Here is a 14,208-nt window from a genome sequence, read left to right as displayed (position 1 = left end):
TGTGCGATCCTTCAGGCATCGCGACCGGAGGACACGATGGACGAGATTTCCGCGATTCTCGAGAATGGAAGGCGGGCCGCGATCCGCACCGGTGCGGAGGTGATCGACTTCCTGCCGACGCTGCTGGGCGCAGCCATCCTGCTGCTCGTCGGCTGGTTCGTCGCGCGCCTGCTGCGGGCCGGCGTGCAGCGCGCCGGCGATCACCTCAATCGCCTGCTCGACCGGGCCTTCAGGAGCGGGCGCCTCGTCGACTATCGGCTGTCGCCGCGCATGCTCACCGCCCTGGCGCGGATCGTGTTCTGGCTGACCCTGCTCGTCTTCGCGTCGATCGCGGCGCGCGCCGTCGGTCTCGCCAGCTTCGGCTATTGGCTGGACCGCATGGTCGGCCATCTGCCGAACCTGGTCGTCGGCATCCTGGTGATCGTTCTCGGCTTCCTGCTCGGCCCGGTGGTCCGCGACCTGACCGCCGCAGCCATGCCCGCCGCGGGGGCGTCGCGCAGCCTGATGGTCGGCAGGGCGGTGCAGGTCGTGGTCGCCGTCGTCGCCCTGATCGTCGGCCTCGACCAGATCGGCATCAACGTCACCTTCATCGTGACCGTGCTGGCGATCGCCACCGCGGCGCTGCTCGGCGGGCTTGCGCTGGCGTTCGGCCTCGGCGCCCGCACCTATGTGGCCAACCTGATCGGTGCCCGCGAACTCGGGCGGGTGCTCGAACCCGGACAGATCGTCCGCTTCGGCGGCGGCGAGGGCGAGGTCGTCGGCGTCACCGCGACGACGCTCGTCCTCGCGACCCGGGAGGGGCGGCTGCGCATTCCCGCCGGCCGCTTCGCCGCCGAGAGCATGACCGTCGTCGATGCGGATACGCCCCATGACTGACATCCCGCCGCTCACGATCGCCTACATGGAGCGGCTGCCGGAGGCCGCGGCCCGCACCATTGCCGGCCTGTCGCGGACCGACGGCGCGGCGCTGTTCGAGGCCGTGCCCATCCGGATCCTGACTCCGGTCGTCGAACGGATGGAGAAATGGCCGGCGGCGCTCTGCCTCCAGCACCTGTCGGCGGAGCGGGCCGCCGCGATCGTCGCCGAGGCGTCGTACCAGACGGCGACTGTCCTGCTCCGGCTGATACCCGCCGAGCGGCGCGACCCGATCCTCGAGCATCTGCCCTCGACGCTGGCGAGGGACCTGCGGCAGTCGCTGCAGTACCCTCGCAACACCGTCGGCGCCTGGATGGACCTCACCGTCCCGACGCTGTCGCGCGGCGCCACGATCGAGGAGGCGAGCGCCGTGGTGCGTGCCGCTGGCGGCCTCCTGGGCGATCCGATCTTCGTGGTCGACGAGACCCAGCATCTGGCGGGCATCCTGCGCATGGAATCGCTGGTGCGGCATGCCGGCAGCGCGCGGGTCTCCGACGTCATGGCAGCCGCGCCCGTGCCCCTGTTCGCGCGCACGCTGCTGCGCGATGCCACGGTCCTCGCGACCTGGGACGATTATCTCTGCCTGCCCGTCGTCAGTCGGCTCGGCCAGATGCTGGGCACGCTGACGCGGGGCGACTTGAAGCAGGGCATGGCGGCCCTGTCGCCTATCTCCGACGAGGCCGGCGCCGACGGGTCCATCCTGTCGGAGGTGGGCGGCGCGCTGCTCGCCAGCATGACCGGCCTCCTCGACCTCGTCGGTGGCGACGGCGACCGCCGCGGGCCCGGGGGGAACTGACATGGCCCAGGATCCGACACAGGCCATTGCGCTGCTCGACCGGCGCTTCCTGCTCGATCATCCGGCCGATGCCGCCATCGAGCTCGAACGCCATCCGGCCGAGGCGCTCGCGCCGACCCTGAACGCTCAGTCGGTCCAGGTGCTGGTGCCGGTCTGGCGCAGGCTGCTGCCGGAAGCCGGGGCACGGCTTCTCGCCGTGCTGCCCGAACCGACGGCGGATGCGCTTCTCGCCGAGCTTCTTCCCGCCGACGCGGTTCAGCTCCTCGCCCATCTCGATCCCGACGAGCGTCGGCGGCGGCTGGATCGGCTCGATCCCGCCGTCCGCCGCGATCTCGAGATGCTCATGGCCTTTCCCGAAGGCAGCGCGGGCCGCCTGATGGATTCCCGCGTCGTCGCCTATCGCGGATCGATGACCGTCGCCGAAACGCTTCAGGCCCTGCGGGAGAGGGGCGCGGGTTCCGGCCGCAGCCTCTACCTCGTCGACCTCGACAGGCGGTTGGTCGGCCGCATCTTCCTGCAGGATCTCGCCGTCGCGTCGCCGCAGCAGACCCTCGCCGCGCTGGCGCAGCCGATCGTGGCCTCCGTCGAGCCCACCACGCCGCAGGAGGAGGTGACCGGCATCCTGAACCGCGGAAGGTTCGTCGATCTTCCGGTCGTCAATTTCGACGGCATCCTGCTCGGCGTCGTCAGCCAGGAGAGTCTCATCCATGCCATGCAGGAGGAAGCGGCCGGGGACATCCAGACGATGGTGGGTGCCAGCCGCGACGAGCGGGCACTGTCCTCCTCGAGGTTCGCCGTGCGCAAGCGGATGCCGTGGCTCCAGATCAACCTGGCGACGGCGTTCCTCGCCGCCTCGGTGGTCGGGCTCTTCGAATCGACGATTGCCCAGTTCACCGCCCTTGCCGTCCTGCTGCCCGTCGTCGCCGGCCAGTCGGGCAACGCCGGCGCCCAGGCGCTGGCCGTGACCATGCGGGGCCTCGCCCTGCACGAGATCACCGCCCGCGATTGGCTGCGCGTCATGCGCAAGGAGGTCACGGTCGGCTTCCTCAACGGCGTCGCGGTGGCGCTCACCTGCGGCGTCGCGGTGTACCTGTGGAGCGGATCGCTGGGTCTCGTGCTCGTGATCACCTCCTCGATGATCCTGGCGATGATGGTTGCCGGCTTCGCGGGCGCCGTGGTGCCGGTCATGCTGGTGAGGCTGGGGCAGGATCCCGCCCAGTCGTCGTCGATCGTGCTCACCACGATCACCGACGTCGCGGGCTTCTTCGCCTTCCTCGGCATTGCGAGCGCCCTCAGCGCGCTGCTCTGAGACCGCATCCCTGCCTTCGTTGCGCCGGCGCGTCGGCAGATGGCGTGTGGTACGGTCGCGGCGGGGGAGAGTTTGAACGCATGACGATCGCGCGCTGGTTGCCCGGCCTGGCGACCCTCAGGACCTACAAGGCCGAGTACCTGCCGCGCGACCTCGCGGCCGGCCTGACGCTCGGCGCCGTGCTGGTGCCGGTCGGGCTGGCCTATGGCGAGCTGGCGGGGCTGCCGCTGGCGGGCCTCTATGGCAGCCTCCTGCCGCTCCTCGCCTATGCCCTGTTCGGCAGCTCGCGCCTGCTGGTGGTCGGGCCCGATTCCGCCATGGCGGCGATCGTCGCCGTCGCGGTGGCGCCGCTGGCGGCCGGCGATCCGGCGCGGCTGGGGCTGCTCTGCGCGCTGCTCGGCGTGATGGTCGGGGTGATCTGCATCGGTGGCGGTCTCCTGCGCTTGGGCTTCGTCGCCAACTTCCTCAGCAAGCCGGTGATCGTCGGCTTCATGCATGGCATCGCTCTTGTGATCGTGGGCTCGCAGCTCCCGAAGGTGCTGGGGATCAAGGCCGCGGGCGAGACGACGCTCGAGCAGCTCGCGAGCCTGCTGCCGCGGCTCGGCGACACCAACCCCGTGGCGCTCGCCATCGGCGTGGCGAGTTTCGCGGTGATCCTGCTCTGCAAGCGTTTCGTGCCGCGCGTGCCGGGCCATGTCGTGGCGCTGCTCGGCTCGCTGCTGGCCGTCGTCCTCTTCGGCCTCGACAGGCAGGGCGTTGCCGTCGTCGGCCGCATCCCCACCGGGCTGCCCGAGCTGGTGGTGCCGAGCGTGACGCTGGCCGACTTCGATCTCCTGCTGCCGGTCGCGCTCGGGGCGGCGCTTCTGGCCTTCTCCGACACGATGGTGACGGCACGCGCCTTCGCCCAGCGCAGCGGCGATCGCATCGACGCCAGCCAGGAGCTGCTGGGAATCGGCGCCGCCAATCTCCTGTCCGGCGTCACCCAGGGCCTGCCGATCAGCGCCAGCGATTCGCGCACCGCCGTCGCCGAGGCGGCGGGCAGCCGCTCGCAGGTGACGTCCGTGGTCGCGGCCCTCGTGGTGGCCGCCGTCATGCTGTGGCTGGCCGAGTACCTCTACTACCTGCCGGCGGCGGCGCTGGGCGGCATCCTGATCGCCGCGGCCTGGAGCCTGTGCGACTTCGGCGAGTTCGGCCGGCTCTGGCGCTTCCGCGGCATCAGCCTCGCCGGCGCGCTGGTGACGCTGGCGGGCGTCGTGGCGCTCGGCGTCATGGAAGGCATCCTGCTGGGCGTCGTGTTCTCGATCGTGCTGCTGCTGCGGGCGCTGGCCTTTCCACCCGACGCCGCACTCGGCCGTACCCCGGAGGGCGAGTGGCACGATCCGGCCCATCGCCCCGCCGCCGTGCCGGTGCCGGGAGTGCTCGTCTACCGCTTCGCCGCGCCGCTCTTCTATGCCAACTGCAGCCGCTTCCGCGAACGCATCGAGGCGCTGATCGCCGCGGCGCCGGCACCGGTGTCCGCCGTGGTGGTCGATGGCGGCACCCTCCAGGACGTCGACCTCATGGGTTGCGAGGCGCTGGTCGAGATCGAGGGCGAACTGGCGGCGCGCGGCGTGCGCCTGGCGTTCGGCAACCTTCGGGACGATGTCCGGCGCGACATCGAGCGCGGCCTTGCGGTCGACGGCGAGGGCTACTGCTTTCCCAGCGTGGCGGCCGCCGTCGCCGCGGTCGCGACGGCGCCTCCGACCTAGGCCGCGAGCTCGAGGATTTCCCTGACCTGGGCCGGGCCTTCGATCCGGCGCGGGTTGCGCGGCACCCACGGCGTGTCCATGGCCTGCGTGGCGATGCGGTCGAACTGGTCGCGGCCGATCTTCACCTCGGCCAGGCTGCGCGGCATGTCGAGGCCGCGGATGAACGTGTCGAGGACGTCGCCCGCGTCCTTGCCGGGATGCCCCATGGCGGCGGCCACGAGCGCTTGGCTCTCGGCGTTGGCCGATCGGTTCCAGCGCATCACCGCCGGCAGCATGATGCAGGACGTGTGGCCGTGCGGCACGTCGAATACAGCGCCCAGCACGTAGCCGATGCCGTGGCTGGCGCCCATCGGCACGCCGGCGGCGAGGCCGCCCATCGACAGCCAGGCACCGATCTGGCAGTCGAGCCGCGCCTTCATGTCCGACGGATCGGCCTTCACGCCGGGCAGGCCGCGCGCCAGCAGCGACAGGCCGTGCAGGGTCGAGGCGTTGGTGAATTCCGTCGATTCCGCCGAGCAGATGGACTCGACGCAATGGTCGACGGCGCGGATGCCGGTCGACAGGAACAGCCACATCGGCGTGTGCCGCGTCACCTCGGGATCGAGGATCACGGCGCGCGGCACGGTGAGCGGATGACGGAACATCTCCTTGACCCGCGTCGCCTCGTTGGTGACGCCGGCGATGCCGGAGAATTCCCCGGCCGAGAGAGTGGTCGGGATGGAGACCTGGCGCACGGAAGGCGCCTCGAGCCGGGCGGTGCCCCGGATCCGGTCCATGTCGTCGACGGTCGCGACGCCGTTGGCGAGGCACAGCTGCACGGCCTTGGCGCCGTCGGTGATCGAGCCGCCGCCCAGGGTCACGATCAGGTCGGCCCGGGCCTCCCGCGCCTGCCGGGCCGCCGCGACGACGGCGCTGCGCGGGGAATGCGCCGGCATCGCGTCGAAGGTGCCGACGCACTTGTTGCCCAGCGCCCGGCGGACCTTCTCGACCTCGTCGGTCTGCCGGTTCAGCGTGCCGCTGGCCATGATGAAGACGCGCTCGGCGCCGTAGGATTCGGCCAGGCCGGCCGCGGCCGGGGCGGCCGGCTTGCCGAAGGAGACCTCTTCCATGTCGCCGAAGACGATGCGGCCCGATGTCAGCATAGATTCCTCTCTTCCTCTGCATTTTGCTATCGTGGCCGGGAAACAGGCAAGGAACGCCGATGAGTGGTAGCAGGGATGGCGCGATCGCGCGCGCCGAGAAGTACTTCGACGAGGGCGGCTTCCTGGCCGACCTGCAGCGCCGGGTGGCGATCCCGACGACGAGCCAGGAATCCGATTCGATGCCGGCCCTGCAGGAGTATGTTTCGGGCGAGATGACCCGGTCGCTGGAGAAGCTCGGCTACGACTGCACGGTCCTGCCCAATCCCCGCGCCGAGTACGGCCCGTTCCTGATCGCCCGCCGGGTCGAGGAGGAGGGCAAGCCTACTGTCCTGACCTACGGCCATGGCGACGTGATCCGTGGCCAGGAGGAGCAGTGGCGCTCCGGCCTGTCGCCGTGGCGCATCGTGACCGAGGGCGACCGCCTGTACGGCCGCGGGACGGCGGACAACAAGGGCCAGCACACGATCAACATCGCCGCGCTCGCCTGCGTCCTCGAGGAGCGCGGCTCGCTGGGCTTCAACTCGACCATCCTGATCGAGACCGGCGAGGAGACCGGTTCGCCGGGCCTGGCCGAATTCTGCAAGGCCAACAAGGCGGCGCTGCAGGCCGATGCGCTGATCGGGTCCGACGGTCCGCGCCTCGATCACCGGCGGCCGACCATCTTCGGCGGCACGCGCGGCACGATGAACTTCGACCTCCGGCTGACGCTGCGCGAGGGCGGGCATCACTCCGGCAACTGGGGCGGCCTGCTGTCCAACCCCGGCATCGTGCTGGCCCACGCGCTGGCGACGATCACCGACCGTCGCGGCCAGATCAAGGTTCCGGAATGGCGCCCGACGACGCTCACCAACTCGGTGCGCGCCGCCCTGGCCGACGCGCATGTCGACGCCGGCGAGGGCGCGCCCGCCATCGACCCGGACTGGGGCGAGGAATCGCTGACGCCGGTCGAGCGCGTCTTCGGCTGGAACAGCTTCGAGGTGCTGGCCTTCAAGACCGGCAATCCCGACCGGCCGGTGAATGCCATCCCGCCCAGCGCCGTCGCCCACTGCCAGCTGCGCTTCGTGGTCGGCACGGATCCCGAGGACATCGTGCCGGCGCTGCGCCGCCATCTCGAGCGCCACGGCTTCGGGGCGATCGAGGTCACGCCCTCGCGGGAGGTCATCATGAACGCCACCCGGCTCGACCCGGACAATCCCTGGGCACGCTTCGCCGCCGATTCGATCACGAAGACCGCCGGGCAGAAGCCCAACATGCTGCCCAATCTCGGCGGCTCCCTGCCCAACGAGGTCTTCACGGAGATCCTGGGCATGCCGACCGTGTGGGTGCCCCATTCCTATGCCGCCTGCTCCCAGCACGCGCCGAACGAGCACCTGCTGGCGCCGGTGGCCCGGGACGGGCTGCGGCTGATGACCGGCCTCTTCTGGGATCTCGGCGCGCAGGGGCGGCCGGGCTGACCGCGCATCGATGCTTTCCTCCGACGAGGCGGCCGACCTGATCGAGGCCATCGCGGCCCGGCAGGATCGCGCCGCCTTCGCCGACCTCTTCCGCCACTATGCGCCGCGGGTGAAGGCGTTCCTGATGCGCGGCGGCAGCGATGCAGAGACCGCGCAGGAAGTGGCCCAGGAGGCGCTGATCCTGGTCTGGCGCAAGGCCGCCAGCTTCGACCGCACCCGGGCCTCCGCGGCGACCTGGATCTATGCGATCGCCCGCAACAAGAGGATCGACTTTGCCCGGCGGACCGGCCGTCCGGCGATCGAGACCGAGGACTGGCTGACGGTTTTTGCCCCGGAGGCCGAGGATGCGGACAAATCCGTTCTTGCGGGTGAGACGTATACGCGCGTGAAGGAGCTGCTGGGAGACCTTTCGGCCGACCAGATGGTGGTGATCAGGAAGGCATTCTTCGAGGACAAGACGCACACCGCCATCGCCGAAGAGCTCAAGCTGCCGCTCGGGACTGTGAAATCACGCATTCGCCTGGCGCTGGGTCGCCTGCGACAGGCGCTGGAGAAGGACGAGGAATGAGCCGTCATACGGCCCCGGACGAGCTGCTGCTCGACTATGCAGCCGGCACGCTGGCCCCAGGCCCGTCGCTCGCCGTCGCCCTGCACGTCGCGCTCGATCCCGTGGCGCGCCGTACCGTGGCGGATCTCGGCGCGATGGCTGGCTTGCTGCTGGAGGACGCCGGTGGGGCGCCCGGCGCGGCTGCCGACGAGGGCGCGCTGGAGCGCATGCTGGCGCGTCTCGACTCGGAGCCGGTCGAGCCGCCGCCGGCGCCCTGGTCGGCGCCGGCCGGGTTCGAATGGGCGCCCGCGCCGCTCGCCCGCCATCTCGGTCCGGCGTCTCGCTGGCGGCGGATCCTGGGCAAGTTCGACGAGATCCGCCTCGACGTGCCGGGCACCCACCATCGCGCGTCGCTGCTGCGGCTTGAGCCCGGCCATGGGCTGCCGATGCACCGTCACGTCGGCGAGGAATACACGGTGGTGCTGCAGGGCGGTTACACCGACGCGACCGGAAACTACGGCGTCGGCGATTTCGCGGTCGGGCCCGGGCCGGATCAGCACGAGCCCGTGGCCGACCCCGGCGAGCCCTGTATCGCGCTGATCGTCATCGACAATCCGATCGTGCTCACCGGTTCGTGGGGGCGCTGGCTCAATCCGCTGGTACGGCGTGGCCTGATCTGACAGGTTTCCCCTCCGTTCCTCTGCCCCTGGCGGGAGAGGAGGCATGAGCGAGGGAGAGACGATGCCGCGCATTCCGTACTACGAGGTCGAGAACGCCACCGGCAAGCATGCCGAGTTCCTCGGCAAGCTGCAGCCGCATCTCAACATCTACCGCATGCTGGCGAATTCGGAAGCGGGCCTGAAGGGCTTCATTCGCATGGGCAATGCGCTGCTGCACCGCTGCGAGCTCGATCCGGCCCTGCGCGAGCTCGCCATTCTGCGCGTCGGGCGGCTGAGCCGTGCCGCCTACGAGGTCTTCCAGCACGAGCGGATCGCCCGCGAGGTCGGCGTTGCCGACGACAAGATCGCCGCCCTGCGCGACGGCACGCTCGAGGCGGCGGCCTTCACCGACCACGACAGGGCCGTGCTGCGCTACACCGACGACGTCGTGCGCAACGTGCGCGCCTCGGACAAGACGCTGAAGCCGCTTCAGTCCTTCCTGTCGGCGGGCGCGCTGGTCGAGCTCACGCTGACCGTCGGCTACTATATGATGGTCTGCCGTTTGCTTGAGAGCCTCGGCGTCGACGGCGAGGAAGGCCAGGCCGAGTGGCTGAAGACGGCCAAGCTTTAGGAGTGATGGGCAGATGGCGTACCGCGTCCTGATCGCGCAGTTCATGCACGAGACGAACACGTTCTCGAAACTGACGACGACCCTCGACGACTACCGCAAGCGCTGGCTGATCGACGGCGACGCGATGGTGCCTCGCTTCACCGGCACCAAGAACGAGATCGGCGGCTACATCGATGCCGTCAAGGAGTACGGCTGGGAGCCGGTCTGGGGCGGCGCGGCCAACGCCACGCCGTCCGGCAAGCTCACGCGCGAGACCTGGGAGACCATCCGCGACATGATCGTCGACGCGGCCCGCAAGGCCGGCAAGCTCGACGGGATCTGCCTGTCGCTGCACGGTGCGATGGTGACGGAGACCGAGGACGATGCCGAGGGCGCGCTGCTCGAGATGCTGCGCGGCGTGGTCGGGCCGGACGTCCCGATCGCCACGACGCTCGACCTGCACGCCAACGCGACGGTGAAGATGGCGAAGAACGCCAATGCGCTGGTGAGCTACCGGACCTATCCGCACATCGACGGCTACGAGCGCGCGGTCCAGGCCGCGGCGCTGGTCCAGGCAGCGATGGAGGGCAGGAAGCAGCCGCGCTGCCTGCTGGTCCAGCCCGCCATGCTGGAGGGCGCCGAGCACGGCCGCACGACGCAGCCCGGTCTCATGCGCGACCTGCTGGCCAGGGCCGATGCCTTCGAGAAGGAACCGGGAATCGACGTGGTCAGCATCCAGGCCGGCTTCACCTGGGCCGACATCCCCTACACGGGCCCGTCGATCGCGGTCGCCCACGAGCCCGGCGCGGAGGCGCGCGCCAGGGCCATCGCCGCCGAGCTGATCGACGAGATGTGGCGCCGGCGCGAGGAGGGGGCCAAGAGCTACTACCGCCCGATCGCCGACGGGATCGCCGCCGCCAAGGCGGGCGCCGGCAAGGACGGCAAGGGTCCGCTGGTGATCGCCGACGGCACCGACAATCCCGGTGGCGGCGGCTACAACGACACGACGCCGGTCCTGCAGGCCCTGCTCGATGCCGGGATCGAGGACGTGGCGTTCGGCACGATCTACGACCCTGCCACCGTGCAGCAGGCGACAAAGGCCGGTGTCGGCACCGACATCGAGGTCAGCCTTGGCGGCCATACCGATCCCGCCATGGGGGCGCCGATCAAGGCGACGGCCCGGGTGAAGATGCTGTCGGACGGCCATTTCAGGAACGACGGCCCCATGAACGCCGGCGTCGAGACGGCGATGGGCCCGACCGCCGTGCTGCGCATCGGCGGCATCGACGTCGTCACGATCTCCAACCGCATCCAGACCATCGACCTGCAGGTCTTCCTGAGCCAGGGCATCGATCCGCGTTCCAAGAGCGTGGTCGTGGTGAAGAGCGTCCAGCACTTCCGCGCCGCCTACGCGCCGATCGCGCGCGAGGTCGTGCTGGTGGATTCGGGCGGCATCTGCTCGCCTGACATCTCGCGGCTGAAGTTCACGCGGTTGCGGCGTCCCATCTGGCCGCTCGACGGCGTCAACGATCCGCATGCCGGGGCGCTCAAGGGCGGGGCGCGCGCGTGAGCGCAGGCCGCATCGAGGCCACGGGGCCGCTGCCCGGCGCTTCGTTCGGCGCAACGGTACGGTGGACGGGCGAGGCCGGGGCGCCGTCGTTCGTCGCCGCCGCCCGGGACGAGCCCGGCCGGCTTCCCGAGCTGCTCGCCCAGGCGAAGGGGCTGCTGCTGGTGCGCGGCCTGCCCGAGATCGCCGGGCGGCCCGAGCTGCTGATCGGCCTGAGCGGCGTGTTCGGACCCGAGGTCGAGGACTATCGCCACACGCTGACCGATCTCAGGTCGGTCCATCCCGGGCAACCGCAGATCCTGGTGATCTCGAACCTGCCGCCCTACGGCAAGGCGCCGCCGAAGCGGCCGGAGCCGCCGCTCACCGCCGCCGGCGGGCTGCCCGTTCAGTATCCCCACCGGCGCGGCTGGCATACCGACCAGAGCTATCGCCGGCCGCCGCCCGACATCTCCCTGTTCTATGCCGTGACGCCGGTGGCGCCGGACCGCGGCCAGACGCTGTTCGCCAACGGCATCCTGGCCTACGAGGCGCTGCCAGCCGAACTGCGCCGCCGCGTCGAGGGGCTGGAAGGGCTGCATGCCCAGCCGGGCACCGGGCGCTCCCGCGAGGCGGCGCTCGGGGGACGCTTGCCGGGACCGTTCGCGGCGCACCAGCGCTCGCAGCGCCAGCCGGTCGTCCGCAGCCATCCCGTCACGGGAGAGCGCGCGCTGTACCTCTGCGAATGGGGCCAGATGGACTGGCACGAAGGCCCGTTCGTCGGTCTCGAGCCCGGGCCGCGCGGCGAGGGGGCGGCGCTGCTCGACGCGCTGATGGCCCATCTCACGCAACCGGCCTTCGTCTACGTTCACGAGTGGCAGCAGGGCGACCTGCTGGTCTGGGACAATCGCTGCCTGGTGCATTCGGCGACCTGGTACGATGGCGAGAGCGAGCAGCGCCTGATGTGGCGCACGACGGTGCATGGCAACCCCGGCACCGCCTACGACGGCGAAGCCAAGAGCTGGATCCCGCGCGAGGCCGCGGCGGACTGACGCCGGCAACCCGCCTCGGCTCCCGGACGTTGACGGGTGCATCCGGAGTATTGTCGTGAGCCTCTCCCTTCGACGCGTTCTGCTGGTGGGCGCGCTGGTCCTGCTGAGCGGCGGCGTCGCCTTCGCCGTGATCCATTCCTTCAGTGCGTCCGAGCCGGCGTCCCCCGCCCAGGCGACCGCCTCCGCGCCGGCAGCCGCGGGGTCGGGACGGGGCGCCAAGCGCGCGCCGGCGACGGCCACCGCGGCCGCGCCGGCCGGCGAGGGCGAGGAGACGATGCGCAGCGATGCCGACAACGAGCAGATTCTGCGCCTCGTGGGCGAGGCGCGGCGGCTCGCCGATACCGGAGAGTTCGAGCAGGCCCGCGCAACGCTCGACCGGGCCGACAAGCTCCTGCCCGGACAGCCCGAGATCGCGGCGGCACGTCGCGAGATCGACCGGCAGTCGACGCCGCAGGCGCAGCTCGCGCTTCAGCTCGATCGGGCCCGGCTGGCGATCGAGCGCGACGACATGGCCGGTGCCCGGAAAGCCCTCGCCGAGGCCGAACGTCTTGATCCCAATGCGCCGCAGATCGCGCCGTTGAAGAAGTCCCTCGACGCCGCGGCGAGCCACGACGACCGGCGCGAGCAACGAATCGCCGAGCTGCTCGCCGAGATGAGGAGCGCGATCGCGCGCAAGGACCTGGCGGCGGCCGACCGCGCCTTCAACGAGGCGGCCCGGCTCGACCTGCTCGATCCCGGCCTCGACAAGGCGCGCGTCGAGCTTTCCCAGGCCCACCGGTCGGAAGCCGACTGAGCGTCGCCCGGCCGGGCTTCAGCTCTTGGCGCGGAAGAAGGTCGTGAGCGCGAAGCGACGGCCGCGCGTCACGGGCAGCACCTCGTGGAGCAGCGAGCACGAGAAGACGGCCGCGGCGCCCGCCGGCGGACACACCTGGACGGCGGCATACTCGGGAAACACCAGGTTGCCGCCCTCGAAGTCGTCGTTGAGGTTCAGCGAGACGGCGAAGGCGCGGTCGGCGGTCGTCGGCGCGCCGTTGTCGCGATGGGCGCCGAAGAAGTGGTGACCCTCGGCGCTGTAGGAGAGGACGACGTGCGAATCGAAGGTGAACTGCCGGTCGAAGGCGAAGACCTTGGTGAGCTCCGGGCCGATGCGATAGGCGAGCCGGTCGGAGATCGCCTTCTGCATCATCGGCTCGACGACCGTGTAGTCCTCTGTCCGCTTGAGTGCGGCCATGTTGACGTTGCCGTAGCGGCTGGAGACGCCGCTGTCCTTGTGGTCGCCCTTGCTCCACAGGCGCATGAGCTGGGTGCAGAAGTCCGGCTCGAAGACGCGCGGCAGGACCAGCACGGGCGCCATCGGCACGCGCAGCACCTCGCCGGCGCCGCCGTCGGCGCGCACCGACGCCGCCAGCGCGGCCATGGCCTCGGTGGCGGCCGGCAGGGCACGGGTGTCGAAGGTGGCCGCGACCCGCTGGTTGGGGTCGAGCACGATGACGCGCTGGCGCAGCGCCCCAGTCGGGCCGAGGCCAATGCCGCCCTGGGCGAGCAGGGCGCCCGCGAACCTGCGCTCCGGATCGCAGAGCAGCAGCGGTGCGTCGTCGGCGGTTCCGGCCATCGACGACCACGGGCCGGCCGCGGCGGCGACTGCATTGCCCGCGATCACGACCGGAGTCACGGCGCTGGCGGCGCAGGCCTCGCGAAGGGCGGCGAAGGGAGCGGCGTCGAGATTGGCGAGATCGTCGACCACGACGAGGGCGACCGGGCGGCCGATGAAGCTCCACACGAACTTGCGCAGCTTGCCGTCGAGGCCGGGCAGCGCGAAATCGGGAACGCGGTCACCGGGACGAAGGCTGAGCGCGGCGGTCATCGGAATCCGGCACGGAAATGGGTGGGCGCCGGAGCTTTGGCCCCCGGCATCCTGTCCGTGTGAAGGCGACGAAGTTTGGTGTCAAGCCAACGACTTGGCGGTCAATTGACCCAGCCCGTCACAGCTCCAGAGTTCCTTTGATCCATGTCATGGACGAAGGCGATCGAGAGCGGCCGTGGGCTCAGAGGTGCGCCGTGTCGCTGCCGTTGCCTGGTGCGCTCTTCGGGGCCTGTGGTCCCTTGACGGACGGTGCGGGCCAGCCATCGGCGTTCACAGGGCCTGCCGGCGCTTGGACCGCCTCGGCGCGAATGACCGCGCTTTCCCGCTCGATGGCGCTCTGCTGCAGGATGGCGGCGAGCGCGTAGGTTGCCAGGAGCCCGCTCAGGAACATCACGCAGGCCGATAGAAGTCCTCGTGTGGTGCGATCCATCCGTCCTTTCTCCCTCGATTTGTCGTTGCAGCGAACCGAAGGCCTCCGATGGCGAAGTGTCCCCCTTCCACTGGGCGCTTCGCCGGAAGCCGCGGCGCGACGCAGACGTCCTGCTATCCCCGCGGGCGTGTCCGCAGGA

General features: G+C 70.7%; 14 protein-coding genes. 11 read left to right on the top strand and 3 right to left on the bottom strand.

The annotated features are described in order from the left end of the window. The first annotated feature begins 36 nt into the window (after positions 1-36). The 4 genes from ACO073_RS20825 (at position 37) to ACO073_RS20810 (ending at position 4,768) form a co-directional block, all read left to right on the top strand. Positions 37-876, top strand: coding sequence for a mechanosensitive ion channel family protein (locus tag ACO073_RS20825; protein ID WP_421999924.1), 840 nt, complete (start codon positions 37-39; stop codon positions 874-876). Further along, positions 869-1,711 (top strand): magnesium transporter MgtE N-terminal domain-containing protein, encoded by an 843-nt coding sequence (locus ACO073_RS20820; RefSeq protein ID WP_421999922.1) that lies wholly within the window; start codon positions 869-871, stop codon positions 1,709-1,711. Before ACO073_RS20825 ends, ACO073_RS20820 begins: the two co-directional genes overlap by 8 nt. A gap of 1 nt (position 1,712) precedes the next feature. Beyond that, complete coding sequence (gene mgtE / locus ACO073_RS20815; RefSeq protein WP_421999920.1) at positions 1,713-3,020, top strand: magnesium transporter; 1,308 nt, start codon at positions 1,713-1,715, stop codon at positions 3,018-3,020. Between the two features lie 80 nt (positions 3,021-3,100). Further along, the gene (locus tag ACO073_RS20810) at positions 3,101-4,768 is read left to right on the top strand and encodes a SulP family inorganic anion transporter (RefSeq protein WP_421999918.1); all 1,668 of its coding nucleotides are present in this window, start codon (positions 3,101-3,103) and stop codon (positions 4,766-4,768) included. Here the strand turns inward: ACO073_RS20810 and ACO073_RS20805 are convergent. Next, a complete protein-coding gene (locus tag ACO073_RS20805) occupies positions 4,765-5,907 on the bottom strand; it encodes an iron-containing alcohol dehydrogenase (protein ID WP_422002186.1) in 1,143 nt (380 codons plus the stop codon). The genes ACO073_RS20810 and ACO073_RS20805 overlap by 4 nt on opposite strands. Positions 5,908-5,969: 62 nt before the next feature. Between ACO073_RS20805 and ACO073_RS20800 the strand changes: the two genes are divergently transcribed. Genes ACO073_RS20800 through ACO073_RS20770 form a run of 7 tightly spaced genes read left to right on the top strand, consistent with a single transcriptional unit; the run spans position 5,970 to position 12,568 of the window. Further along, on the top strand, positions 5,970-7,364 hold the full coding sequence (locus tag ACO073_RS20800) for a M20 family metallopeptidase (RefSeq protein ID WP_421999916.1): 1,395 nt from the start codon (positions 5,970-5,972) through the stop codon (positions 7,362-7,364). A 10-nt stretch (positions 7,365-7,374) separates the two neighbouring features. Beyond that, positions 7,375-7,932 carry a sigma-70 family RNA polymerase sigma factor gene (locus ACO073_RS20795; RefSeq protein WP_421999914.1) on the top strand — a complete coding sequence of 186 codons (558 nt, stop codon included), beginning with the start codon at positions 7,375-7,377 and terminating at the stop codon, positions 7,930-7,932. Then, positions 7,929-8,591, top strand: a complete 663-nt coding sequence (locus ACO073_RS20790; protein ID WP_421999912.1) for a ChrR family anti-sigma-E factor — start codon at positions 7,929-7,931, stop codon at positions 8,589-8,591. The genes ACO073_RS20795 and ACO073_RS20790 overlap by 4 nt, the downstream gene beginning before the upstream one ends. A 43-nt stretch (positions 8,592-8,634) precedes the next feature. Beyond that, complete coding sequence (locus ACO073_RS20785; protein ID WP_421999911.1) at positions 8,635-9,201, top strand: carboxymuconolactone decarboxylase family protein; 567 nt, start codon at positions 8,635-8,637, stop codon at positions 9,199-9,201. A gap of 13 nt (positions 9,202-9,214) precedes the next feature. Next, positions 9,215-10,750, top strand: coding sequence for a M81 family metallopeptidase (locus ACO073_RS20780; protein ID WP_421999909.1), 1,536 nt, complete (start codon positions 9,215-9,217; stop codon positions 10,748-10,750). Beyond that, entirely contained in the window at positions 10,747-11,775 is a 1,029-nt protein-coding gene (locus tag ACO073_RS20775; RefSeq protein WP_421999908.1) for a TauD/TfdA dioxygenase family protein, read from the top strand. Before ACO073_RS20780 ends, ACO073_RS20775 begins: the two co-directional genes overlap by 4 nt. Positions 11,776-11,830: 55 nt before the next feature. Beyond that, the gene (locus ACO073_RS20770) at positions 11,831-12,568 is read left to right on the top strand and encodes a hypothetical protein (RefSeq protein ID WP_421999907.1); all 738 of its coding nucleotides are present in this window, start codon (positions 11,831-11,833) and stop codon (positions 12,566-12,568) included. Between the two features lie 18 nt (positions 12,569-12,586). On the opposite strand, the gene ACO073_RS20765 is transcribed toward ACO073_RS20770, so the two are convergent. Both ACO073_RS20765 and ACO073_RS20760 read right to left on the bottom strand, forming a co-directional pair. After that, the gene (locus tag ACO073_RS20765) at positions 12,587-13,639 is read right to left on the bottom strand and encodes a prolyl hydroxylase family protein (RefSeq protein ID WP_421999906.1); all 1,053 of its coding nucleotides are present in this window, start codon (positions 13,637-13,639) and stop codon (positions 12,587-12,589) included. Between the two features lie 181 nt (positions 13,640-13,820). Continuing rightward, positions 13,821-14,069, bottom strand: coding sequence for a hypothetical protein (locus ACO073_RS20760; RefSeq protein ID WP_421999904.1), 249 nt, complete (start codon positions 14,067-14,069; stop codon positions 13,821-13,823). Positions 14,070-14,208: the final 139 nt, after the last annotated feature.

Source organism: Reyranella sp., assembly GCF_965229815.1.
Classification (GTDB): Bacteria; Pseudomonadota; Alphaproteobacteria; order Reyranellales; family Reyranellaceae; genus Reyranella.
The sequence above is the reverse complement of the archived record's forward strand: the minus strand, read 5'-3'. Positions and strand labels throughout refer to the sequence as shown.